The sequence below is a fragment of the Granulicella sp. L56 genome, assembly GCF_009765835.1.
GTDB lineage: Bacteria > Acidobacteriota > Terriglobia > Terriglobales > Acidobacteriaceae > Edaphobacter.
In genome coordinates this window covers 1098316-1122527 of sequence record NZ_LMUS01000001.1, presented here as the reverse complement: position 1 = coordinate 1122527, position 24212 = coordinate 1098316, and the positions used below count along the sequence as shown (strand labels likewise).

The 24212-nt window shown below is 58.9% G+C and carries 24 protein-coding genes and 1 other RNA gene; 8 read left to right on the top strand and 17 right to left on the bottom strand.

Going from position 1 to position 24212, the window contains the following annotated elements; all coding sequences use genetic code 11:
• Positions 1-103: 103 nt before the first annotated feature.
• From GSQ81_RS04620 to GSQ81_RS04600, 5 genes are all read right to left on the bottom strand, one after another.
• Positions 104-1156 (bottom strand): gluconolaconase, encoded by a 1053-nt coding sequence (locus GSQ81_RS04620; RefSeq protein ID WP_158909505.1) that lies wholly within the window; start codon positions 1154-1156, stop codon positions 104-106.
• A gap of 40 nt (positions 1157-1196) precedes the next feature.
• Positions 1197-1706 (bottom strand): phosphatidylglycerophosphatase A, encoded by a 510-nt coding sequence (locus GSQ81_RS04615; RefSeq protein WP_158909504.1) that lies wholly within the window; start codon positions 1704-1706, stop codon positions 1197-1199.
• A gap of 311 nt (positions 1707-2017) precedes the next feature.
• Complete coding sequence (locus GSQ81_RS04610; RefSeq protein ID WP_158909503.1) at positions 2018-2233, bottom strand: DNA gyrase inhibitor YacG; 216 nt, start codon at positions 2231-2233, stop codon at positions 2018-2020.
• Positions 2234-2427: 194 nt separating this feature from the next.
• The gene (locus GSQ81_RS04605) at positions 2428-4086 is read right to left on the bottom strand and encodes a hypothetical protein (RefSeq protein ID WP_158909502.1); all 1659 of its coding nucleotides are present in this window, start codon (positions 4084-4086) and stop codon (positions 2428-2430) included.
• Positions 4079-4852, bottom strand: a complete 774-nt coding sequence (locus tag GSQ81_RS04600; protein ID WP_158909501.1) for an ABC transporter ATP-binding protein — start codon at positions 4850-4852, stop codon at positions 4079-4081. Before GSQ81_RS04600 ends, GSQ81_RS04605 begins: the two co-directional genes overlap by 8 nt.
• A gap of 168 nt (positions 4853-5020) precedes the next feature.
• On the opposite strand from GSQ81_RS04600, the gene GSQ81_RS04595 reads away from it, so the two are divergent.
• The gene (locus GSQ81_RS04595; RefSeq protein ID WP_158909500.1) at positions 5021-5776 is read left to right on the top strand and encodes a CAP domain-containing protein; all 756 of its coding nucleotides are present in this window, start codon (positions 5021-5023) and stop codon (positions 5774-5776) included.
• Between the two features lie 17 nt (positions 5777-5793).
• Here GSQ81_RS04595 and GSQ81_RS04590 read toward each other — a convergent pair whose 3' ends face one another.
• The 10 genes from GSQ81_RS04590 to GSQ81_RS04545 form a co-directional block, all read right to left on the bottom strand.
• Entirely contained in the window at positions 5794-7101 is a 1308-nt protein-coding gene (locus GSQ81_RS04590; protein ID WP_158909499.1) for a VWA domain-containing protein, read from the bottom strand.
• 129 nt (positions 7102-7230) lie between these two features.
• Entirely contained in the window at positions 7231-8775 is a 1545-nt protein-coding gene (rimO, locus tag GSQ81_RS04585; protein WP_158909921.1) for a 30S ribosomal protein S12 methylthiotransferase RimO, read from the bottom strand.
• A 197-nt stretch (positions 8776-8972) separates the two neighbouring features.
• Entirely contained in the window at positions 8973-9530 is a 558-nt protein-coding gene (locus GSQ81_RS04580; protein WP_254059982.1) for a PEP-CTERM sorting domain-containing protein, read from the bottom strand.
• 334 nt (positions 9531-9864) lie between these two features.
• Positions 9865-11004: an FUSC family protein gene (locus GSQ81_RS04575; protein WP_158909498.1), complete on the bottom strand. Its 1140-nt coding sequence runs from the start codon at positions 11002-11004 to the stop codon at positions 9865-9867.
• A 49-nt stretch (positions 11005-11053) separates the two neighbouring features.
• Entirely contained in the window at positions 11054-11821 is a 768-nt protein-coding gene (locus GSQ81_RS04570; protein WP_216846380.1) for a hypothetical protein, read from the bottom strand.
• Between the two features lie 113 nt (positions 11822-11934).
• On the bottom strand, positions 11935-12369 hold the full coding sequence (locus GSQ81_RS04565; protein ID WP_158909497.1) for a hypothetical protein: 435 nt from the start codon (positions 12367-12369) through the stop codon (positions 11935-11937).
• Positions 12366-12857, bottom strand: a complete 492-nt coding sequence (locus GSQ81_RS04560; protein WP_158909496.1) for a heavy-metal-associated domain-containing protein — start codon at positions 12855-12857, stop codon at positions 12366-12368. The genes GSQ81_RS04565 and GSQ81_RS04560 overlap by 4 nt, the downstream gene beginning before the upstream one ends.
• A gap of 12 nt (positions 12858-12869) precedes the next feature.
• A complete protein-coding gene (locus tag GSQ81_RS04555) occupies positions 12870-13721 on the bottom strand; it encodes a hypothetical protein (RefSeq protein ID WP_158909495.1) in 852 nt (283 codons plus the stop codon).
• A gap of 100 nt (positions 13722-13821) precedes the next feature.
• Entirely contained in the window at positions 13822-14175 is a 354-nt protein-coding gene (locus GSQ81_RS04550) for a hypothetical protein (protein WP_158909494.1), read from the bottom strand.
• Between the two features lie 45 nt (positions 14176-14220).
• A complete protein-coding gene (locus tag GSQ81_RS04545) occupies positions 14221-15270 on the bottom strand; it encodes a pectinesterase family protein (protein WP_254059981.1) in 1050 nt (349 codons plus the stop codon).
• 41 nt (positions 15271-15311) lie between these two features.
• Here GSQ81_RS04545 and ffs point away from each other — a divergent pair.
• Both ffs and GSQ81_RS04535 read left to right on the top strand, forming a co-directional pair.
• Positions 15312-15409, top strand: an RNA gene (gene ffs / locus GSQ81_RS04540) — signal recognition particle sRNA small type.
• A 149-nt stretch (positions 15410-15558) separates the two neighbouring features.
• On the top strand, positions 15559-16575 hold the full coding sequence (locus tag GSQ81_RS04535) for a beta-ketoacyl-ACP synthase III (RefSeq protein ID WP_254059980.1): 1017 nt from the start codon (positions 15559-15561) through the stop codon (positions 16573-16575).
• Positions 16576-16674: 99 nt separating this feature from the next.
• On the opposite strand, the gene GSQ81_RS04530 is transcribed toward GSQ81_RS04535, so the two are convergent.
• On the bottom strand, positions 16675-17448 hold the full coding sequence (locus GSQ81_RS04530; RefSeq protein WP_254059979.1) for a YqaA family protein: 774 nt from the start codon (positions 17446-17448) through the stop codon (positions 16675-16677).
• A 43-nt stretch (positions 17449-17491) separates the two neighbouring features.
• Positions 17492-18352 carry a menaquinone biosynthetic enzyme MqnA/MqnD family protein gene (locus GSQ81_RS04525; RefSeq protein ID WP_254059978.1) on the bottom strand — a complete coding sequence of 287 codons (861 nt, stop codon included), beginning with the start codon at positions 18350-18352 and terminating at the stop codon, positions 17492-17494.
• Positions 18353-18391: 39 nt separating this feature from the next.
• Here GSQ81_RS04525 and GSQ81_RS04520 point away from each other — a divergent pair, with 39 nt between their 5' ends.
• The 5 genes from GSQ81_RS04520 to GSQ81_RS04500 all read left to right on the top strand — a co-directional run bounded on the left by GSQ81_RS04520 (position 18392) and on the right by GSQ81_RS04500 (position 24181).
• Positions 18392-18604, top strand: a complete 213-nt coding sequence (locus tag GSQ81_RS04520; RefSeq protein ID WP_158909492.1) for a DUF3565 domain-containing protein — start codon at positions 18392-18394, stop codon at positions 18602-18604.
• Between the two features lie 56 nt (positions 18605-18660).
• On the top strand, positions 18661-19410 hold the full coding sequence (locus GSQ81_RS04515) for a hypothetical protein (protein WP_158909491.1): 750 nt from the start codon (positions 18661-18663) through the stop codon (positions 19408-19410).
• Positions 19411-19504: 94 nt separating this feature from the next.
• Positions 19505-20629, top strand: a complete 1125-nt coding sequence (dprA, locus tag GSQ81_RS04510) for a DNA-processing protein DprA (RefSeq protein WP_158909915.1) — start codon at positions 19505-19507, stop codon at positions 20627-20629.
• Positions 20630-20914: 285 nt separating this feature from the next.
• Positions 20915-23734, top strand: coding sequence for a type I DNA topoisomerase (gene topA / locus GSQ81_RS04505; protein ID WP_158909490.1), 2820 nt, complete (start codon positions 20915-20917; stop codon positions 23732-23734).
• Between the two features lie 21 nt (positions 23735-23755).
• Positions 23756-24181, top strand: a complete 426-nt coding sequence (locus GSQ81_RS04500; RefSeq protein WP_158909489.1) for a hypothetical protein — start codon at positions 23756-23758, stop codon at positions 24179-24181.
• The last annotated feature ends 31 nt before the right edge of the window (positions 24182-24212 follow it).

Sequence of the window (24212 nt, the reverse complement as noted above, 5' to 3'; positions counted from 1 at the left end):
CCCATGCTGGTATAGACCGCGCCTTCAGCGCGGAATTCGCTCTCACCGCTCATTGCCCCAATACAGGATCAATCACTTACCCCAGTTAATCTGTCGATACAACCTAGATCAGCGGACGACCTTCGATGTCGAGCGCTACGTGGTAGAGGGCGTTTCGTGTGGCCAGGGCTGCGCAGCCGTCTTCAAGGAAGGCGAGACCTACGAGGTTCTGTCCGGAGACGGCGAGGGTCGCTTCGCGCTGGGGCGTGATGCGGATGATTCCGCGCTGGCCGTGCAGGCTGGCCGCAACATAAAGGTTGCCGTCTACGTCGAAGGCCATGCCCTGAGCGCGGCCAAGGCCCTGGTAGAAGACCGTCGTATTGCCGTCGCGGTCGATGGCGTGGACGGCTTGATTGCTGCTGGTTGTGGGGCCGGTGACGAAGAGAACGCCTTCGTCGTTGAAGGCCAGGTGATAGGCAGCGACACTGGGCTCGAGGGTCGCGTAGACGAAGATCTCGCCGCTGCTGCCATTTGCGTCTCCGCGCGCTATCTTGAAAATAGTTCCGGAGCGGTCGCCGACGAAGAGGTTGCCGTCGCGGTCGAAGGCGATGCCGGTGGCGATGCCCATGCCTTCGGCGTAGGTAGAGATCGCTCCCTCGGGAGAGATGCGGTAGACAGTGCCCTCGGCGCGGGAGCTGGCATAAAGATAGCCGTCGGAAGAGAAGGCCAATCCGGTGGGATTGAGCAGGCCGCGGACGAAGGGCGTCATCTGGAAATCGCGCTGGATGCGGAAGATGGAGACGGGCGTCTCCTGGCCGCGTCCGCCCGAGAGAGTGGCGTAGACGTTGCCTTCGGCATCGACTGCCGGGTTGGCCACGGGATGTAGATTCTCGGCCATGGGCACGGCGATGCGGAGGTTCAGCGGGTTGCTGGAGGCTCCGTTGCGGTGAAGGACGAGGTCTCCGGTGATGGTGCCGTCGGGGATGCGGACGGTGGCGCGAGTGGGGCGGCTCAGAGTGACAGCCGCGGTAGTGTCGCCGATGGTGGCGCTGGGAATGAGGTGCGAGGCTGGGCCTAGATTGCTGCCGTGGATCTCGGCTTCTCCTCCGGGCATCGCTGCAGGCGGAGTGACGAGGTGGAGATGTGGTGCGTCGGCATGGGGATGAAAGAGGCTCATTGAGTCTTTACGGTATGCGTTGCGGTGAGGGAGCGCAAGGCTAGAAGAAGAGGTGCGCCAGTTGCGCGACGATGAGGGCGAGAATACCGGCGGCTACATCGTCGAGCATGATGCCTGTGCCTTCGGGGAGACGTTCGAGCTGGCGAATCGGTGGAGGCTTGAGGATGTCGAAGAGGCGGAAGAGCAGGAGGCTCAGGGCGGCGTGCTGCCAGTCGGCGGGAATGGCGATGAGGGCGATGAGCTGGCCGGCGACCTCATCGATGACGACGTGACCAGGATCTTCGCGGCCGGATTCGCGGGCTACGATGGTCGCGGCTGGAATGCCGATCAGGGTGACGATAATGGCTGCGATGATCGTGGCGATGGTCAGCCAAAGACTGCTGACGGGGAAGATATGGGCGGCGATGAACCAGAGGAGGACGGCGGCGATGGAGCCGTAGGTTCCAGGGCCGGGTTTGAGCAGACCTGCTCCGAAGAAGGTGCCGATGAGCCAGGCCCAAAGGGTTTTCTTTTCGGAGGGTGGGTGAAGTTGGATGTTGGAGTTGGCCATGTCGTTCAGAGTTTAGTTTAGCGGTCTTGCGCTGTGATTTTCCTCCTTCCCCATCTAGGTAAGCAAAGGCAATAAATACGTTGGCTAACCCATGGTCAAAAGTTGAAAACAAACATCCAAATCAAATAAAGCGTCATACTTGCCGCGAAGCTAAGCCAAAGTTTAGTATTTTTGCTCATGTCCAAGCACAAATCTGGCTAGAGCTCGTAATGACTCTCCGAGCTAGTGGGTTTATCGCATGATCCACTTTTGGAGAGGCTAGACCGGTGCAGTGCGCAGCAACTGCTTCAGCGCAAAGTCCATAGCTGACTTTAGTCTTCGTCGCTAGAGTTGGGATGGCGTTCGGAGTTGGAGCGGGCGAGCTCTTCGAGTTCGTCGGGGTCCTGGATCGGGGAGGAGATCTTGTAGTCGCCGCTGGCCCATTTGCCGAGGTCGAGGATGCGGCAGCGGTCGGAGCAGAAGGGGAAGTACTCGTCGGTGGCGAGGACTACTTTGCGGCAGATGGGGCAAAAGAGTGCTTTGGACATGGCATATCGATTGTAAATCCGGCCCATGGCGGAGGTGAGACAACGGCAAGGGCGAAATACAGGGGTCTCTCCACTGCGCCGCGCGATAAAGCTGCGCGGCTTCGGTCGAGATGACGTGTGTAATGGAGTGAATTGAGTAGAGGATGAGTCGAGATGACGTGAGTCAGAGGCGAGTTGAGGGGTGCACCAGGTTGCTATCGCCAGCTTAGGCCGAGCAGTTGGAACTCGCCGTCGTATCCCTCCATCTCTTCCTCGATCTCTTCGTATCCCTTGCGGAATGTTTGTAAGGCAACATGAATCGCAGCAGTGATGATTGCCAGCAGCAGAAGCTTGCCGAGGGTTCTCTCCATCTGCATCTCTGTGTAGATCACGCCGAAGATGAACGGAGGAAGCACTCCCACATAAAGCGTCAGCATGAGAGGAAAGCTGGTTCTGCCCGGCATTCTTGGCTGGTTGAACGGAACGCTTTGCAGAAAGAAAAAGAAGCCGTCGGTCAGCAGGATGCAAAGGCATAGTCCGCAGACTGCCTGCACCAGAAGTTGCCGCGCGTCCCAACCTGCGAAGTGCAGAGTGGCCACGATGCAGGCCATCACGCCGGTGGCGCATAAGAGCACCCACCGGTGCGCGGCGGCGGTGCACTCGCCAAGGCTTACGCCGGTGATGCGAAAGACCCATCTTGCGGAGAGATTGAGAGGAAAGGCAAAGGCGGTTCGCAGGCCGGCAATGACCCAGAACAAGAGCAGAGGCATCACCGCGTGCAGTCCTTTGCTGGAGAGGGCCAGGTGGACGATGCCATCGTGGACAGGAAAGCTGACCGCACACGCGATTGCCAGCGCGAGACCGGTACCGCCGTACATTGCGAGATAGATCTGATAGCGATTGTTGCGCGCGATGGTCTGTCCGATGAAGTGAAATACGGCGCGTTCGCCGGGCCGTCGAACGATGCTGTGTACAAGTGCGGCGAGCCAGCGCGATGGCTGCCGCCTTCTGCTCGAGATACCTTCGATGGCCATCCTGCGCATTCTTGCCCATGCCATGGGATACGTCAGCAGCGCGAGGGCCGCCGCGATTGCAGTTCCGCGGATGGCGAAGCGTGACATCTCTCGCGCAAATGCCGGTGCGGCGTCTCCATGCAGGAGTTGCTCGTAGATGCCGAGAAACCAGAGCGGCGGCATCCAGCGCATTGTTCCAAGCGGCCCTGATAATAGCGCCTGCATGGAGTCGCCGTATTGCGCATATTGCAGCAGCATCAACGCCAGTGCAGTGATGGAGAGCATCTGCATGATGGGCGAGACGATGCGGAAGCGTGCGGCACCGAGCAGGCAGAGCAGCACGCCGCCCAGCGCGAGAAAGAACAGCGCAGCAAAGACGCCTGCCATCGTCACGGCGATTGCATGGGCGAGGATCTGCCGATAGAAGTTGCCCTTGCTCACCATGGGCAACAGAAGCGTTCCGAAAAAATTGCAGCCGAACAGGAACAGCGCCATGAAGGCGATCAGTGCCGTTGCCTTTGCGGCGAGCATCTGCTTCCGCTTCAGGGAGAGCGGTGAGAGGATGAGAAAGTCCTGGCGATCGGGGAAGAGCATCTCCCATTCGAAGATGGATACCGCGCCCATGACGACAAATGAAAACAGCACAAAGAAGTACTGGTCCTCGATGGATCCCCACAGGGACCTTCGCGGATATTGGTTCTGCAGAAAGAAGGCGACGAAGAGGCCGGGGATGGCTACGACGGAGACGGCACGCACCACGGTGGTCAGCGTGTCGCCATCGACCTGGATGGTGTCGTTGTCGAAGAAGCGGCGGAAGAAGTGGTCGACAAGCACGCGAGTGACGCTGTTTTTCTTAGCCATGGTGCACCTTCATGACGTCTACCATCTGCTGCGCGACCTGCGCCGTGTCGGTCTGCTGCACCAGTTGCGCGAAGACGCTCTCGAGCGTCGGCAGCTCCATGAGCCGGGTGAGGTCGTCGGGCGCGGCATCGGCGACGACCTTGCCTTTGGCAAGAACGATCACGCGATCGCATACGCGCTCGACCACTTCCATCACATGCGAGATGTAGAGGATCGCCTTGCCCTCGCGCGCGAGAATTCCCAGAAGATCTTTGAAGAGGCGCGCTGAAGTGGCATCGAGGCCCGAGAGCGGCTCGTCGAAGACGATGAGTTTGGGATCGTGCAGCAGCGCGGAGGCGATCAGGACCCGCTGCTTCATCCCCTTGGAGTAGTCGGAGAGCGCGGAGTACTGCGCTGCTTCGAGCGACAGGAGATGAAGCAGCTCCCGCGCCTTGCGCTCGATCAGCTTCTCCGACATGCCGCGTAACCGGCCGACCAGTTGCAGGTACTCCAGCCCGGAGAGATGGTTGTAGACCTGTGCCTCCTCGGGCACATAGCCAAGCTGCGCACGGTACGACGCGAGGTCGTCGTGGATGTTCTTTCCTGCAAAGAAGACCTTGCCCTTGCTCGGCTGAATCATGCCGATCACCATCTTCACGGTGGTTGATTTTCCTGAGCCATTGGGGCCGAGGTAGCCCAGTATCTCGCCCGCCTTGAGGGTGAAACTTACATCCTGTACCGCGGGGATGCTGCGGTAGCTCTTCGAGACATTCTTGAGTTCAAGCATGGAATTTTCCCCTGCGCCTTACTATGTAGCTTACTACTTAAAATAGTATACTACATAGGGTAAACATGAGAGAAAGATGCGTTTCAGTCAGAGGGGGATTACGCTTACAGCAGGTTTCGGCGGCGTTGCGGTAGAAAATTTGCAGGTTTCTGAGGAGGCCCGGTGAGTGTGATTCGACGAGTTGTGGCGGTTTTGTTTTGCGTGATGATGGCAGGGTCTACCGGCATGGCGCAAGTGGATGCCTCTCCTGCCGAGAGGGCGCTGCTGCAGATGGCGAACCAGTTTCGGGCTGAGCATGGAGTGGCTCCGCTGGCGTGGAACAGCGCGCTGGCGCGTGCGGCGCGAGAGCATGCGAAGCTGATGGTCGCGGCGTCGGGCGATATGGAGCACCAGTATCCGGGAGAGCCGGATATGATCGCGCGTGCGGCGCAGCAGGGCGCTCAGTTTGGCGCGATTGCGGAGAATCTCGCGGGGCAGGGACAGAAGCCGGAGCAGTTGCAAAAAATTTGGACGACTACGCAGTCGCACCGGACGAACCTTCTTGATCCGAAGATGAATGTTGTTGGGATTGGCGTGATCGAGAGTGGGGGACTGCTGTATGCGGTGGAGGATTTTGCGCACCACGTGCCGACGCCCAAGCGGGATGAGGTAGAGAGCCAGGTGACGGGGGCTTTGCAGAAGGTGGGTATGCAGTCTGTGAAGTCGACGGAAGAGGCGCGAGCAAACTGCGAAAGCCAGAGCAATACGTCGCCGAACGCAAAGCTGGTGGTGCATTGGGAGGGGTCGAATCCGGGGCAACTGCCGGATGCGCTGGTGCAACGGATATCGCAGGGGACGTATCACTCGGCTGCGGTGGGGGCTTGCCCGAGTGCGCAGGCGGGGCAGGGATTCACGACGTATCGCGTGGCTGTGCTGCTGTATTGAGAGTTTGAGGCGGAAAGCTATTTCTTCTTCATGGGCTTGGGCAGGATGTAGCCGCGACGCGCGTGTACCTGGACTCCGCTGCGATCTACCTTCACCTTCAGGCGGTGGTAGGAGCCATTGGGCTTGATGTTGTCGAGTGGCAGTTCGAGAAGGTATACGTACTCGGGTGTTGCGGTGAGTCCCTTGAATCCGGCGTCGAGATCGTTGCTGTTGTTGAAGAAGTTGCCTCCGGTTCCGTCGGCGAGCTCGGCCATCACGTTTCCGACTGACCTCATCGAACCTGCACGGAATTCACTGGCGGACAGGATGGGAGCGCCGTGGACATCATCACTTGCGGTCAATGCCGTGGTGTAAATTCCGCGCGCGTCGAGAGCGCTGATGGTCACGTCTTCCTGGGCGGCGAAGTCGATCAACTGTGATTCCTGAGTCAAGACATCCGATTCAACCGTCAGGAAACCCGGCGATATCAGAATGAGCATACGTCGACCGGGCAGCGTGGCTATTCGTCGTACCAGCTCTCGCATGTTGACAAGTGCCACTTGAGAATCCTGATGGCCCATGATCAGAGCGCGTCGGGCTGCTCCCTCTGCCAGCGACTGAGCGACCCCAATCGTTATTCTGGGGTCGCAGTGGAATGCCTGAGCTACTGCGTCCTGCTCTGCCGTGCTGTTGTGCTTGTTCTCCATCAGGTCGGCCTGGTAGTAGGTGATATTTGGACAATCGTCATTGCCAGTCTGGTAGATCAGTTCCGGTTTAAGGCTCATGATCGCATCGTGCAGCTTTGCGTGATCGCGGGTCAGTCCACTGTTGGTTCGCCCGGAGATCGAGACCACGGCGGCTATATCCGAGTCGGTGAGTGAGCCTGCAAGCAGGGCGGCACCGGCGGTTTTTGCACGTTCCATCTCTTGCACGCTCAGGTGCATGTCGTCGAAGAGGAAGACGATGGAGCGCGGATACACGGTGGCGGGTTGCGGCGGAGTGCGAGAGAGGGCGTTGTTTTCGGAGTTGCTTGCAGTGGCGGTTTCTGTACCGATGCGCTTTTCAATCGTGAAGGCGGAGAGAGGACGGGGTTTGCCGTTATCGAAGACGTGGAAGTCTTCTTCTTTTAAATCGCCTACCGAGTGGCCTTGCTTGTCGCGAACGACGACCGGCACCAGCACCTTTTTTACGGTTACTTGAATCTCGTAGGGGGAGCCCTTAGGCTTTGGTGTCCCTTGAGCTGCGGCGTTTGCGCACGAGAACAATCCTAGACAACATACGACAAAAATCTTGCGCACTGTTGTGCTCGCCCGCATCGGCATGGCTTTGGCGACTTCGTCGGGCATATCCCTCTATCTGCTGCGCCATGCATCGAAGATGCGAGGTTACTGGCACGATGCTCAATCCCGTCAGAAGAAGAACTCTGCTGACGGACGTCATTCTAGTCCAGAGGGAGGTAAGTCGATGCTGGAGATTTAGTCGAGGATGCGGGCGACTACGTCGTAGTCGTGGGACTCGGTGATCTCGGCGCGGTAGAAGGTGCCGGGGACCAGGGCTTCGTGGGGGCCGAAGTCGTTGATGAAGACCTTACCGTCGATCTCGGGGGCGTGCAGCGGGGTGCGGCCTTCCCAAAGCAGGTCGGTCTCTTCGCTGGGGCCTTCGACGAGCAGGTCGATCTCGCGTCCGATCCACTTTGATTTGGACTTGGCGCTGATCTTCTGCTGGAGCTTCATGAGCTTGCGGCGGCGGGATTCTATGGTGCGCTTGGGGACTTTGAGTTCGGAGGCTAGTTCGAAGGCGGCTGCGCCCTCTTCGTCGGAGTAGGTGAAGACGCCAAGCCAGTCGATCTGGGCGGCGGTGATGAAGGCTTCGAGCTGCTTGTAGTCCTCTTCTGTCTCGCCGGGGAAGCCGACGATGAACGATGTGCGGAGGACGATGCCGGGGACGATGCTGCGGGCCTTCTCGGTGAGCTTGAGGAAGACCTCGGGGGTTCCGCCGCGCTTCATGCGCTTGAGGACGCTGGGGCTGGCGTGCTGGAGAGGGACGTCGAGATACTTCGCGATGTTGTCGTGGCGCGCTATGGTCTCGAGCAGCCGCGTGGTGACCTTGTTGGGGTAGGCGTAGAGGAAGCGCAGCCAGCGCAGGCCGGGGAGCGCGGCGAGGGCTTCGAGGAGCTGGGCGAGGCCGTCCTTGATGCCGAGGTCTTCGCCGTAGCAGGTGGTGTCCTGGCCGATGAGGGTGATCTCGCGGACGCCCTGGGCGATGAGGTTTTCCGCCTCTGTGATGATGGACGACATGCGGCGTGAGCGGAACTTGCCACGGAGCTGCGGGATGATGCAGAAGCCGCAGGGGTGGTCGCAGCCTTCGGCGATTTTGATATATGCCGACGCTCTTGGCGTCGTCAGGATTCTGGGTGTGGTGTCGCTGTAGAGGTACTCGGGGAGCGCGGCGGTGGCTCCGTCCCATGCGGTGCGGGAGAAGCGGCCCTGCTGCTCGCGCAGGTCCCCTTCGGGGCGGCTGGCGATATGGCCTTGCTCGATCTGGAGCTGCGGGGATGACTCTTCGGGGCGGCTGTGCTGGTGGACGGCGCTGGGGGCGCGGTCGATCTGTGTCTGGGTGAGGATCTGGAAGGGGGAGTTGTTGGCGTGGCCTGTGGAAGTGAGACCTGCTGCGGCGAGGATGGCTTCGAGTTCGCCTGTGCCCACAACTGCGTCTACTTCGGGAATATTTTTCCGTATTTCGTCACGGTAGCGCTCGACCAGGCAGCCGGCGACGATGAGGCGCTGGGCTTTGCCGCCGTTGGCCTGCTTGTGCTGCACCATCTCAAGGATGGTGTTGACGGACTCCTGCTTGGCGGAGTCGATGAAGCTGCAGGTGTTGACGACCAGGATCTCCGCGTCTTCGGCCTTAGCGGTAAGCTCGCCGCCGGCCTGATGCAGCATACCCATCATGACTTCGGAGTCGACCAGGTTTTTAGGGCAACCGAGGGAGACGAAGCCGATCTTGGGACGGGACTGGATCGCTGTCTGGGCCGGTGCTGGCTGGGTTTGCTCTTCGAGTAGGTTGGGGGGAGTCACAGAAGCTTAATTATAGCGTTTCCCTTGGTTTTTTGTAGCCAGGAGGCTTGAGAGAAGGCTTTAAATGTAGCGGGCACCGTGAACAGATTGATTTTCCAGCCTGTTCACGGTGCCCGCGATGTGGTGTGCTGTTGAAACGGTTATGCCAAGCGGCGCTTGATCACACCGGCGAGACCGACCAGGCCGGTGCCGAGGAGAGCAAGGGTCGAGGGCTCGGGGACAGGAGATGCCGTCGTCGTTGCCGAGAAGGTCACGGTTCCGTTGCCCTGGCTCGAGAACAGAATGGTTCCTGAGGTCGAATCATAACCAGCCGCGTTGGTGGTGATGATACCGGTGCCGGAGAAAAGATCGAAACCCTTGACGCTGGTCTCGGTGAGTGTGTCGATGGTGTAGGTGACAGTTGTTCCATCGATGTTCGTCAGCGTGATGACTCCGCTGCCGGCAACGTAGGGGTTGTAGTCAATGACTTGGGTGATGGTGCCACCCTCGTTCGCAGAGAGCAATGTTGTGAACGAGCCGGTGAGCGTGTTGGCCGCACCAACTGCGATCGAGCTGGGGATGAAGGTGAGGGACGATCCGCTATCTGTCACTGATGCGCCGGTGATGGAGAACTGACCGGTGATCGGAGTGGCATGCATGACGGAAGGGACCGCTACGAGAGCGGCCATAACTGCGAGAGAAGAAAGAATTTTGTGCACTGTGGATGAGTCTCCTAAGTAAATCTCTGCCAATAGATGCAGATACTACAAGAATGTTTTTGGTGAAGTATTTTGCCATATTGGATGCAATAAATTGCATATCGAAAACATGTTGCAGGCCGCATGTGGATCCTTGCATTTCGCATTTTTAGGGTTGAGTCGGCTCGTTTTTTCTTCGGAGTTTGAGTGCAAAAAATTGCAACTTCAACGAAAAATATAGAAATTTTGGATCGCTCTGACTAGATCGAGGGAGTTCAAATTTGATGCATTGTCATCGCCGCCTGCATCATCGCGCTTGCCCCGAGAACGAATTCTCTTTCGCTGTGGCGTCTTCCTATATCTGCGACGGAATCGTGCGTTGGCGATTGCGAAGACGCCGGATGGCATCGATGTGAATGATGAGTGCTATCAGTCCTCCGGCGATGGTGCAGTAGGCGCGGCGATGCGCGATCACGGGGCCGGGAAGCCTATAGAGCGAGAGTAGAAAGACGATGTACGAGGTGAGGAAAAGTGTGTAGAGGCCGTAGTTGACGGTGTTGGTGGCGTACGACCAGAGAGCGAAGAAGGTAGTCAGTGCCGCTAGATAGTAAGGGTCTGGCCGGATGTGAACGAGAAAGATAGTGGAGATGACGGCACCGGCGAGAGTTCCGCCTATGCGGAGGAAGGCCCGGGAGAAGGTCTCGGAGAAGGCTGGCTTTTGCACGAGGAGCGCAGTCATGGGGATCCAATAGCCGCTCTGGACGCCGAGACGGCGATAGACCTCGGCGGAGATGCCTACGGTGAGGGCCATGCGAATCGCGAAGGGAAAGGTGGGGATGTGCCGAAGGTTTTCGGGCATGGCGCGAAGGCGTACCAGCATTCGATAGCGAGCGAAGTTACTGCGGAGCAGATGGCCCAGCTCTTCGCTGCTGGTCTGGCGAATGGCGCGAAGGTCGGCGGCGAGTTCGGGTAGGAGGCGAAGGCAGAGGCTGGTGATGAGGATTTGCAGCGCTCCGCCGCCAGTGAGGAGCAGCGCCCGGAGTAATGCGGAGTGGAAGCTGGCAGGGAAGGCGGAGGCTACGAAGAGGGTGATGGCCGCTTGCTGCCCGACCCAACTGATGCCTGCGGCGCGTGCGGTGAGAATGCCGTAGATGAATCCCCAGATGGCCGCGGCGAGGACAAGCGTGAAGCCGCGGTGGCCGACGAGCATCCCGATCATGGTGGAGAGAAACACAGCGGCAGTAGCCGCGATCATGGGCCAGAGCCGGGAGTCGGCGATGCGCTGGTTGACGCCGAAGCCGATGGTGAAGGCTCCGCCGCCTGCGATCAGACCGGCGGAGGGATGGCCGAGAGCGACTCCGAGGAAGAGGCAGAGGCCGATCGGGATAACGCCGATGAACGGGATGCGAAACGAAAACTGCTTCCAGTCGAAGGTATAGATGTCGGCGAGGTAGCCGTGTCGGGCTGGCGCGGGTGGATTGGCAGTGGTCGGCATTCTTGTCTCTTTTAGGATGCCGCCTTGGGTCGAAGTCAGTTCCCAGGGATTAGTTCATGGAACTGCGGAGATCGATGAAAGTTTGGTCGGTATTCGTCAGACGGATAAGACCTTGGCGGGGGAATTCGATCTCAAGAGTGGCATAGATGGTGAGAGTAACAGCGGCGGCGAGAGCCACGATATAGAGCCAGTTTCGAGGAACGGCGGTCATGCCGTAACCGGCGAGGAAGGCACAGCCGAGGCTGAAGGCAAATAGAAGCAGGAAAACAATCATAGGAGGATGCATGTTGAATGCATTCTGGCGGGTGGCCGTGATGTCGATCATGTCGTTCAGCGCAGGAAGAAGGAGTTTGGAGGCGTCTGGGCTGGCTCCAGGGGCGGATGCGGAGGCGACGGATTGGCGCCAGATCTCGCGCTGCAGACGCTCGCTCTCCGGCGAGACCTCTTCGTGGACCTCATCGAAGAGATGGAGGCGCGAGGTGGTGTAGTCGCGGAAGAGCTGGCGGAGAGCTGGTTGCGCTGGGGGAGCAACCAGGTCGAGGCGGAGATAGGCGGTGCCGATGGCGTTGGTCTCCTGAACGACCAACTGGCGATGCGCATCGTAGCGGGTGACCGCTCCAGAGAAGGTGAAGGCCAGCAGGAGGCCGAAGAGAGCAAAGACCGCACCTTCGACTGCGTTGCTTTGCACGGGATGCTTTCGGCTGGCACGAAAGCGACGCCCAAGCTCAAGCAGGAGGAGCATGGCGGGGAAGAGCAGCAACGCGAGAGGTGGCGGAAAGATCATTGGCTTGAAGATGACGATAGCAAATTGGCTCACTGTGCGGGTAGAACATATGATGCGCACTCATGTTGGTGCCCCTGTCTTTTGCCTGAGGAACGGCGAAAGACAGGGGCCTTGATGGAATAGGGTTTCGAAAAGGCTTGCCGTAACTATGGTCGGTCCATGTGTTGAAGGATTGGAGCCAATAGGTAGGCGACGAAGAAGCCTGCGCTCCAAATCGCGGCTGAGATCCAGAGCAGAACTTTGCTCATTCTGGTTGCCGTTCCGCAGGCTGTAGGGTCGTCTGCTGAACAGGCTTCGCCTTGTTGCAGGCGCGGCGCTATCCAATAGGTCACGACGAAGCTGGTTGCGATCAGCACGCCGGAGATGCTGAAAGTCCAGATCTTGTGGCGTGACAGACTGACGAGCCAGGGTGCGACGGATAAGAGCGAAGCTACCGTCGCTCCCATCCCCAACAGGACAAGTACGGAAGGCAGCGCACAGCAGAGCAGCGTGCTGAACGAACTGAAGAGGGAGAAGTAGTTGAGCAGCGTGGCACGGCGGCTACGCTGCTCGGGAGCATTTGGCAAGGTGAGCGCGTTCATTGTGCCTCCGTGATGGTCTTGTAGTGCAGCGTGTCGGGTAGCTTGCCCTTTGCGGCCTGAGGCAGTAGTCCGTTGACTTCTACCAGCTTGCCTATCAACGAGGCGATGTCTGCCTGTTGCGCAGAAGGCGTGAGCGCGTAGTGGTCGCTGGTGCCTTCTACTTCGAGGATGGGCGCGCCTGCTGCGCCGGTAAGTTTGCCGCGCACGACTACAGTCGCGTCTTTATGAGTGAAGCCGTTCTTTTCGACGGCTTCTTCGAATTGGTGCATCCCGGCAGTATTTCCGGGAGTGAGGGAGATTGTTACCAGGCCGGTGTTGAGGTCTACATTCACCGTGTCCACGCCCTTGATTCCCTTCATGGATACGTGGATGGCGTGGGCGCAGGGGGCGCAGTCCATGCCGAAGACGGTCATGTTGACCTGCCTGTATTCGGCGTGTGCGGCGGAGCTGAAAACCGTAATCAATGCGAGTGCGAAGATCTTCTTCATGTTGAAGTCCTTTCAGTATGCGTGCGAAGAGTATTTGAGATAGCTGAAGTTGATGGCGAAGCGAATGCTCTCGTGGCCATAGAGCGAGGCGGAGGCGTCCCGATAGAGAGGAGCCTGAATGCCGCCTTCGATCGCAACGTCTTTGAGGATGGCGAGGATCGAAGGACCGAGCCACAGGCTGGTCGTTTCGCTGTGAGCCAGCGGGTTTCCCTGGCTGCGTACTGCGCCAGTGTGCTCGCCGGTCAGCTCGGCAAAGCCGCGGTAGTCCCAGTGATTGACGTCGCGACGCAACCGGGGCGGACGATAGCCATAGACCGTGCTCCAGGAGATGGTGTCGGGACGGCGGTCGGTGTGGGCTTCGGCGAAGCGCGTGTAGCCACCGCCAAACCAGAGGTATTGGCTGCGCGAGGCCAGCCCCGACGCAAGGGTTGCGGCTACTCCCGGTGCGCGATGGAGGTTGGCGAGGACGCCGCTATCCTGCTGCGGGCCGGGAACGACGAGCCCAAGGGAGGCGGTGGATTCAATTCGTCGCCCGACCGAGGTAACGGAGTGCTGGAACCTCCATGCGACGGAGCTTGACCACTCGCCTCCTCCGGCCAGACGGGTTTCGGGGAGAGCGGCACTGCCGAAGGTGGCAGGCAGAACCGCGGTGAAGGTGATGTGTGGAGTGATGCCGTAGCCGATTTGTGAACTCTCGGTCAGCGCGTTTCCGAGCGAGCCGTGGCGGCCGATGAGGCCGCTGTCGAAGCTGAACTCGCCTTGCGAATTTACGGGGGTGGCATAGCCGAATACAGGCCCATGCCCAGCGGCCAGCGCGGGACTTGCCAGCGTCAGAGCGCAGGCCAAAGCCAGAATGATCTTCATGGAACGCTTCCTTTTTGGTCTCTTTGATTGCGGGAGAAGTTAACAGAGAAGTTCAGGCACACGTCAGAGTGTGTCTGCTGTCAAAGACCGGAAGCGGAGATCAGATTCGTAGAACGGTGGTTCGAGCGATGAGCAGGCCGGGTGGGGAGTGTTCTGCCATAGATGTCTGCTGGACTGGATTGTCCAGCACTACAGGCATTGTGAGGCTGTCTCCTTGCGTGAAGACGGTCCAATGGACTGCGAGCGATGCCGTCTCGGTGGCGGCCTGAGGCGAGTCGTTGTGAACGACCGTCTGGCAGCAGCCCATCTTTGCCATCTCACCGCATTGGCCGTGCATGGAGCGGCAGCAGGCGCTTTCTGTCTGGCTCATCGCGAGGTTGGTGACGCAGGCCATCACCGGTGCCGCTGAGGCCACCAGAAGTAATACCGCGACGAAGCTGAGGAGGCGGCGCATGAACATCTCAATTATAGAGTTTTTGCCAGATTGAAAGCTTGGAGGTCACGGAAGTTTTTTTGCTTCAGCTTCGGGGTTCCAGTGGTCTTTGCCGCTCAGGAACTTTGCGGGCAGGAATCGCTTTGACTTTGCTGCTGTGAGTTGATGCGACCAGGGAACGCGGGCGGAGGGGTTGGCTCCGGGGCCTGCGCTGTTGGATTCGGCGTAGAAGGTGGTCTGCTCATTAGAGGTCTTGCCCCAGTTGTTCCAGCCTGCGGGTGAAACGTCGCTGGGCAGTTCGGTGTTGATATAGATGACGCGGGAGAAGGGACGCCAGGGACGGCCAAGGCCAATACCTTTCGTCGAGGGATCGATTCCGCTGGTGACCTTGCTATTGAGGATGACGTAGCCGGTGGTTTGGTCGGCTGCGGTGCGGGATTGAGCGGTGAGAAAGCCGGGGCCGTTAGAGTGCAACTCATCGTGGTTGAAGACGGCGGTGGCGTTGCCGAAGATGAAGTCGACACCGCCTTCGATGTACGAGTCGACGTAATATTGGCGGCCGTAATCGGCGAAGAGCGTGTCCTGATGGCCGAGGAAGCGGCAGTGTTTAAAGATGGAGCGGTCGCTGCGGTCGGCTACGGCTACCGCCTGCCCGGTGTTACCTGCGGTGTTCTCGAAGGTGATGTTGTCCGCTTCAAATCCAACGCCGTTGATCTCAACGGTCTCGGTGAAGAAGGTGCCCCCGGCTTGCTTGGCGTTGAGCGAGTTAGTGATAACGACGTCTTCAGGCGACTTGCCCATGCCGAGGAAGGTGATGTTGGCGTGGTTCTGGGTGACGATGACGCGCTCGTGATAGGTGCCGGGAGCGATCTCGATATAGACCCTGCCTCCAGGACCGGCGAAGGGGTGGTGGTCCATCGCCATTTGGATGGTGGGGAACTCGGTGGTGCCCTCGATGCCGGTCTTGACGTTCGGGGAGACGCGGACGTGGACGTCCTGCGCATTGGCACTGAGCGAGAGGGCGAGCAAAAGGGGTAGGACAAATCGCATGATGCATAAGCGTATGTGGTGGAGCAGCTTGCTGGCAATCTCCTGCGCGGCGTAGGCGATTGTCATCGAGTTTTGGCATACGGCCCGGCGATGTTAGGATGGAGTTGTGCCGGGTCCTACGCGACGTAATCCCGCCAACCCCGCCAGGTCCGGAAGGAAGCAACGGTAACGGGCTAGTATGGGCGCAGTGGGTCGCCCGGTACACTTTCTCCCCCTTCTTTCTCCTCTGAAAATCTGAAAGCATGGACGATGGAACGCGGAGACCTGCGTCTGTGGCCGAGTATGGTACGTCTTACAGCGGATAGTGTTGATGGCGAATAGTTTTGTATTCTGGTTGCTGACGAGGTGATGGATTTGAGTTTGACGTTGAAACCGCGGGTACAGGTAAGAGCGAAGATCAGTTCGGTGGGAGCTTATGTTCCGCCGCGGTTGTTGACCAATGCCGATCTCGAAAAGATGGTGGAGACCAACGACCAGTGGATTGTGGAGCGCACGGGAATCCACGAACGGCACATCGTCGAAAAAGGTGTGGCCACCAGCGATCTTGCGGTGGAGGCAGCGAAGCGGTGTCTGGCAGCCCGGGGGATTGAGGCGAGCGAAGTTGAGGCGATTATTGTTGCGACCGTGACCCCGGACATGTTCTTTCCGGCGACGGCTTGCCTGGTGCAGGACAAGCTGGGCGCGAAGGGAGCATGGGGGTTCGATCTTTCGGCGGCCTGTTCGGGCTTTCCGTATGCGTTACAGGTGGCGGCGAAGCTGATTGAGAGCGGCGTTCATAAGAAGGTCATGGTGATTGGAGCGGATGTGATGAGCTCCATTCTGGACTACACCGACCGGTCGACCTGCATCCTGTTTGGCGATGGCGCGGGAGCGGTCTTACTGGAGCCGGCAGAGGAGGGTGAGATCGGCCTGGTGGATTTTGTGCATGAGATCGACGGCTCGGGTGCGTCGTCGCTCTACATGCCGGGCGGCGGCAGCCTGAATCCTTCGACGGCGGAGACGGTTGCGCAGAAGATGCACTACGTTCATCAGGCCGGCGGAGCGGTATTCAAAGTTGCGGTACGCAAGATGGCGGAGTTGAGCGAGACATTGCTGCAACGGAACGGGCTGTCCGCCGATGACGTTGATTGCTTTATTCCTCACCAGGCGAACAAGCGGATCATTCTGGCGACAGCGGAGCGGCTGGGAATGCCGGAGGAGCGGGTGATCATCAATATTGGTGAATACGGCAACACGACGGCGGGGACCATTCCGCTGGCAATGTGTACGGCGCTCGAGCAGGGTCGATTGAAAAAGGGAGATACGGTTCTGCTGGCTTCGTTTGGCGGCGGATACACGGTGGGGACGACACTGTTGCGCTGGGAGATATGAGCCGGGCATGACTGAGTTAAGGAAAGCCTGATCAAAGTCCTACATTCCCTCAGGGACTAAAGCCATGCCCTTTCAAAATTGGGATTCATCAGAGGTCCGTTATCTTGTCGTGTTGGGATGATCGATCAGCTTGGTTGGCTGTGCGCCGAAGGTTTTGGATGTTTTGTAGAGCTTCCAGAAGGCGACGCCGCAACCGATGAGGATGGCTGCCCAGACGACGATGAGGATGGTCGTGGCCCATTTGGCGGAGAAGCGGCTCCAGAGGTGGAGGACGTGCCTGCCATAGTAGATGCCAAGCCACACGGCGAATGCGTGGCGCGCTGCGCGGCTCACGGTGAAGATGGTGAGGAACTTCTTCTTCGACATTTTGAGCGCCCCCGCAGCGAGCACAAAGGGCGAGAGCGGCATGGGTGGCGGCAGAACGGCGGGAAGGGCGATGGCGAGGAAGGCATGTTTTTCCATCCAGCCGCTGATATTTTTGAAGATCCGCGCGGGGACGTGTTTTTCGAGAAACTGCATTCCTCCGGCGTGGCCGACCTGGTAGCTGAGATATCCGCCGAGCGCAGAGCCTGCGGTGGCCAATAGGATGAGCAGTATCCAGTTGGCCTTCTGAGCGGCAAAGACCACCAGCATGATGTCGGTGACGCCGGGGACGGGAAGCGGAACGAACGACGAATCGACGATGGAGACCAGAAAGATGCCGAAGATGCCGAAGCCGGCAAGAAAATAGAAGAACTTGCTGGAGTGGTGATGAGGTGCGGTGGCCAGAAGGAAGGCGAGAAGATGCTTTGCCGGATGAATTGCGGCTGCGTTGGTAACTCCGGTGCCAGCAGGGAACTTCATGGTCAGTATGACGCTAACAGAAGTTCGCAAGTCTCCGCGCGAATCGCAAATATGTTGCGAAGTGTTGATGATGCTATAGAAAGCGGAGTTCAGGGAGCGGTGGGAGGGCGTCGATCTCGGCGGCGTACCGGCGGAATAGTTTCATAGCCTCGATGCAGTCGGGGGTGAGGTTGTAGTGGATGTTCTCGGTCAGATAGTGGCGAATGGTCTCGGCCGGGACAGCGATGCGAGGCGTCCACTGACGCACGAGGTCTTCGGTATGGGCGAGGCCGTGATCGCGTGAAGCGGTGAGGTCGTTGGTGATCTCGGCATTCGTGATGTGGCCGAGGCTGAGGGCCTCGGGCCGGACCGCCCAGACGGCGGCGACCCAGGGCAGGCCGGTGCGGGTAGTCCACTCATGGGCAAGGTCGATCCAATGGCAGGGGCCGATGGCCTGCTCGATCTGCTCGCGGGATTCAAGCGCCAGCAGCGCCGGGTCGCCGATCAGCAATGCCGCATCGGCTTGCTGAAGCATGGCAATGGGATCGGCAGGTTGCTGGAGGAAGCCGGGCTGCGTACCGAGGAACTTGCGGAAGAGAATTTTGGCGTAGGCGAGAGAACTGCGCGACGCGGTATCAGCGGCGATGGTGCGGACGGTCTCAAGGGTGTGGGTATTTTTGACGATGAGCTGGATGGAGCGCACGCGGTCGAGCGAGGCGATCGTGCAGCCGGGCACGATGGCGAGGTCGGGCGTCAGTTCGGCGATGGGGATGAGGCCGAGGTCGGCGCGGGCTGCGAGCAGCTCGTCGGCGCAGAGCGCGGGCCGGGTGTAGTGGAGGGTGTAGCGGTCGGCGAGCTTTGCTGCCAGAGGTGGGTGCTCGAAGTCCCACATGAGAGGTGCGGGGTTGAGGAAGTTGATGGCGGCTACGCGGACGGGATGGGATGATTTAGGCAAACTGCTACTAGTTTAATAGATGTTGATGGGAGGCTTTCGATGCAGTGTGCGATAGTCGGCTTCTATCAGGATGAAGAGGGGCACTGGGCAGCAAAGCTGGAGTGTGGGCATGGGCAGCATGTGCGCCATGATCCGCCGTGGATGGTGCGCGAATGGGTGTTGCGCGAAGAGAGCAGGGCCGAGCGAATTGGCCGAATGATGGAGTGTAGGAAGTGCGATGAGGAATTAAGCCCTCCATCGGGCCAATCGTAGGGTAGGATTCATGACGGTCGCGAAATGGTTGTGTTTGCTGTCTGGAGGGTTCTACTGTGGATGGATTGAGCCGGTTGGGCCGCATCGTGTTTGGTGTGGGGATGGTGCTTTTTGGGCTTCTGTATCTCTTTCATGCGCGGGGGACGGGGCCTGCTCCGGGGCCTCCGTGGACTGCGGAGACAGGGCTTTGGGCGTGGCTGATCGGCGCGGGTTTTTTTGCAGCCGGTGTTTGCATCGTGGCGAAGAAGTGGGCGCGGGCTGCGACGGTTTTATTGGCTGCGGTTTTTCTATTGCGGGTGCTGGTTGTTTTTATGCCGCGGTTGTTTGCAAATCTGCGTGACCCCGGCCCATGGACGAGCGGAGCCGAGGTGATGGCACTGGGCGCGGCTGCGCTGGTGCTGGCCGGTGAACTGGAGTTGTCGAACTCCATGTCGTGGGAGAGCCTGGTATTGGTGGGCCGGTTTCTCTTCGCGGCTGCGTTGGTCGTCGTTGGAGTGCAGCACTTCCTGTATGCGAAGTTCATCGCGATGCTGATCCCTGCGTGGATTCCCGGGCATTTGTTCTGGTCTTATTTTGTGGGAGTGGCGTTTCTCGCCTCTGCTTTGAGTCTTGCGACGAAGATACAGGGGCGGCTGGCTGCGGCATTGCTTGGATTGATGTTTCTGCTGTGGGTCGTTGTGCTCCATGCGCCGAGAGTTGTAGCGGCTGTTCACAATGGCAATGAGTGGACCAGCGGGATGATCGCTTTGGCGATGTGCGGCGGATCGTTTGTGCTGGCAGGGGCCTTGCGGCAAGCTGACCGATAAAGATAAGTTTCAGATTTGCCGGCTCGGAGGAGTGGATTTGTCGCAGCAGAATATTGAGAAGGTGGCGTCGTTGGAGCAAGCTCGGCTGGCATGGATGGCGTTGACTTTGACGCCGGGGATGGGGCCGACGCGGATTGGCAGGGCAGTGAAGGCTCTGGGTGCGGCAGAGCGATTGTTTGAGGCGTCGCTGACAGAGTTGGAAGCGACGGGGATGCCCGCGCAGTCGGCGCAGTTCCTCTTCGAGGGCAAGGCGCGGGCTGCGGCGGAAGACGAGATGCGGAGGGTAGCCGAGGCGGGCGGTAGCATTTTGACGCAGGACGACGAGGCATATCCGCAGCGATTGCGGGAGATCTATGACCCGCCAGCGGTGTTGTGGATTCGCGGTAACGCAGAATTGCTGGCGCGGCCGGGAATCGCGGTCGTGGGAACGCGCCATCCTTCGCCCTACGGTGCGGGCATGTCGGAGATGCTGTCGCGGGACCTCGCGAACCGGCGGTTGGTCATCTTCAGCGGCATGGCGCGCGGGGTCGATACGGCGGCGCACAAGGGAGCGATCGAGGCAGGTGGCAAGACGGTCGCTGTGTGGGGAACCGGGATCGACGTGATCTATCCAAAAGAGAACAAAAAGCTGGCAGAGAATATTGTCGCCTCGGGCGGAACGATCGTAAGCGAATACCCGCTGGGAACGTTTCCGGCTCCGCAGAACTTCCCGATTCGGAACCGGATTTTGAGCGGCATGAGCGTGGGCGTGCTGGTCATCGAGGCGGCGGAGTACAGCGGGACCCGCATCACGGCCCGGCTGGCGATGGAGCAGAATCGCGATGTCTACGCCGTTCCCGGCAACGTGACCAACAAGAATGCCTGGGGGCCTAACACATTGATTAAGCAGGGGGCTAAGCTCACGGCAACGTGGGAGGACGTGTGGGAGGACCTGCCTTCGCAGATACGGCGGCAGTTGGAAGATGAGCTAAGCGCGGTGGGTGGCGATGAATCGAAGATCGCAGAGTCTGCATCTCTATTTAGCAACAAGCCGCTGCCGGAGCATGAGCAGATGGTTCTGGACCAGCTGAGGCACGATGAATCGGTGCAACTGGATGACCTGATTGAGCAACTGGAAGCGAAGTTGGGGTCTGCTGAGATCTTTACGGCGTTGTTTGAGTTGGAGATCGCGGGCCGCGTGAGGCAGTTGCCGGGTAAGAACTATGTGCGCTCGTTCTAGTGGAACCTTGTGGAAAACCCGCCGTATGTTACCCATAGACGATGCAGACGGAATACAGGATGAACAGTCTATTGAGATACAAGATGGACGGTCTATGAATAGAAGATAGGTGGTCTATTGAGATACAAAATCGGTGGTCTTTCAGTAGAGATTTTGGACAAAGTTTGAGTTTTGCAAAACTGCCGGGTTCGCATCTTTCTGGCAACTCGTGTTAGGTTCGCATTGGAATCCTGCACGACGGAACGTTTTGTTAAGGTAGTGCTTTTAGGTGGATGAAGGGAACGAATGGCTAAATCACTTGTGATTGTCGAATCGCCGGCGAAGGCGAAGACGATCAATAAATATCTCGGCAGCGACTATATTGTGGAGGCTTCGATTGGCCACATCATGGACCTGCCAAAGAACGACATCGGTGTGGAACTAAAGAATCGGACGTTCGAGCCGACGCTGATCGTATCTCCAGGCAAAGAAAAGATTGTGGAGCGGTTGAAGAAGCTGGCAGCGAAGTCGGACATGGTCTACCTGGCGCCGGACCCCGACCGCGAAGGCGAGGCGATTGCCGCGCACCTGTCGATGCAGCTTCTGCCGGTCATGAAGGACAAGTCGAAGATTCGCCGTGTGACCTTCAACGAAATTACGCAGAAGGCGGTGAAGGCCGCGTTTGCCCATGCCCGTGACGTCGATGAAAATCTGGTGGACGCGCAGCAGACCCGGCGCGTGCTCGACCGTCTGGTGGGATACCAGGTCTCCCCGCTGTTGTGGGACAAGGTACGCCGCGGACTGAGCGCGGGCCGCGTGCAGACGGTGGCACTGCGCCTGATTGTAGAGCGCGAGCTGGAGATTAATAGCTTCAACCCAGTGGAATACTGGACCATCAATGCGACGTTGAAACCCAGCACCGACGGGCAGGAGTTTGTTGCACGATTTGTAGGGATTGATGGTGTCGCGGCGCGTGTCGCAAATGGAGTCGACGAGAACGGGAAGGAACTCTTCATCGCCAGCTCGCTGCCGACCCAGCAGCGGATCGAGGAGGTCGTCGCCCAGCTTGAACATGCCAAGTGGTCGGTGCGTTCAGTCGAGCGCAAGGAGCGCAAGCGGAACCCTACGGCTCCGTTTACGACCAGCAAACTGCAGCAGGACGCTTCGAGCAGACTGGGGTTCAACGTTCGCCGCACGATGGGCGTGGCGCAGCGTTTGTATGAGGGCGTCGAGATCGGCAAGGAAGGCACAGTCGGCCTGATTACCTACATGCGTACCGATTCAACCCGTGTCTCTCCCGATGCCATCGTCGAGGCTCGCGAGTACGTTCAGAAGAATCTCGGCGCGCACTATCTGCCTGCAAAGCCGAACGAGTACAAGAGCAAGAAGGATGCGCAGGACGCGCACGAAGCGATTCGGCCTACGAACGTCGCGTTTACGCCGGAGTCGATTCGCAAGAACCTCAGCGAGGAGCAGTACAAGCTCTACAAGCTAATCTGGCAGCGGTTCGTCGCTTCGCAGATGGTCCCGGCAGTGTTCGACCAGACGACCGTCGATATCGCCGCGAAGGCAGACAAGACCTACGACTTCCGCGTGTCCGGATCGGTGATGAAGTTCGACGGCTTCCTGAAGGTCTACGAACAGATTGCGGAGAAGAAGGACGAGGACGAGGGTCTCGACAACAAGCTGCCCGTGTTGAACGATGGGCAGGTGTTGACCAGGCAGAAGATCGATTCGGAGCAGAAGTTTACCGAGCCGCCACCGCGCTACAACGAGGCCTCGCTGGTGAAGGTGCTGGAAGAACGCGGCATCGGACGGCCTTCGACCTATGCTTCCATTATCAATACGATTCAGGATCGCGACTACGTCAAGAAGATCGGCGCGAAGTTTGTGCCGACTGAAATTGGCACGGTCGTCACCGGCCTTCTGGTGAAGAACTTTCCGTATATTTTTGACACACAGTACACGGCGACGCTCGAAGGAGAGCTCGATGCGGTGGAAGAGGGTCAGGAGAAGTGGACTGATCTGCTGAACAGCTTCTACGACCACTTCGAGAAGGAGTTGAAGGTCGCCGGCACGCAGATGGAAGACATTAAGCGCATGGAGCATGCGACCACTGAGGTCTGCGATAAGTGCGGCAGCGCACTCATCTTGAAGTGGGGCAAGTTCGGCAGCTTCTACTCTTGCAGCAACTTCACCAAGGTCAAGCCCATGATCGTAGCGATGGGACCTTGGAAGAAGGATGCGAACGCGGTCACGAAGAAGGTGACGGCTGCGTTCGAGTTTCCTGTGATCGTGAAGGCGACGACCGACGATGTGATCGAATACTCGAAAGAGGTCGATGACACGAAGGAGTTGGCAACTGCGATTAACGCAGCAGCCGAGCAGGGCAAGAAAATTATCGTCGAGCCGGTAAGCTGCGACTTCACCAAGGAGAACTTCGCCGCCAAGCCCGACCTCAGCGCTCCGGGCGCAGACGACGTTCCCGAAGAGGAGTTCTGCGACAACTGCGGCCGCGTGATGGTGCTGCGCAATGGGCCGTGGGGGCCGTTTATGGCTTGCCCCGGATATAACGAAGACCCGCCCTGCAAGACGATTCGCAAGCTGACGCAGAAGGTGCAGCAGAAGCCTCCGGTGCAGCTCGAAGAGATGTGCCCGAAGTGCGGCAAGCCTCTGCTGCTGCGCAATGGGCAGTATGGCGAGTTCATCAGTTGCAGCGGCTATCCGAAGTGCAAGTACATCAAGCAGGACCTGCTGGATGTTCCATGCCCGAAGTGCGGCGGCGATATTGCTGTGCGCAAGACCAAGCGTGGCGACACCTTCTACGGCTGCGTGAAGTATCCCAAGTGCGACTTCGCTTCGAACCTGAAGCTGGTCAACCAGGCATGTCCCAAGGGAGACAGCTCTTATCTTCTCGAAGTGACGAACGACAAAGGGACGTACCTGGTCTGCCCCAATAATCGTGAGGCGCTGCCGAAGAGGCGCAAGAAGAAGGGCGCCGCTGAGGAGGAACCGACAACTCCTGAGTGCAGCTACGAGAAGAAGATTGCCGGGCCTGCACCTGCTCCGGTTGCAGAGCGGCCTGACCCGGAGAAGACTCGGCCTATGGTCGAGAGTGTTGCATAAAAGAACGGCAAGGGAGAACGGATGGCAACCGCAGCAGACGCTGAGCTGATACTGCGGCTCTATGAGCTTCGACGGGAAGAGGCACTGAGGGCCGCGCGACGGTTTATGGTCTTCGATTTTCAGCCGAAGACTCTTGAAGAACTGCGGGCGGTGTCGAGGGATATGAAGTCTCCGCACAACCCCGCGTGGCGGCAGACGTTGAGCTATTGGGAGATGGCTGCATCGCTGGTGCTGCGAGGCGCGCTGGATCCCGACTTGTTTCTGGACTCGAACGGAGAGGGCATTCTGCTCTACGCCAAGTTCCACCACTTTCATGCCGAAACCGAGAAGCAGTCTGGCAGTCCGTTCATGGGGCAGACGGCTGCCCTGATTGAAAAATATCCGATCGCGAGGGCCAGATACGAGGGGCTCTTGAAGAGGTTTGGCCCCGCCGCTGCGACGCCATAGAGCCGCTTAAGACGGCCCGTCAGGATGCGGC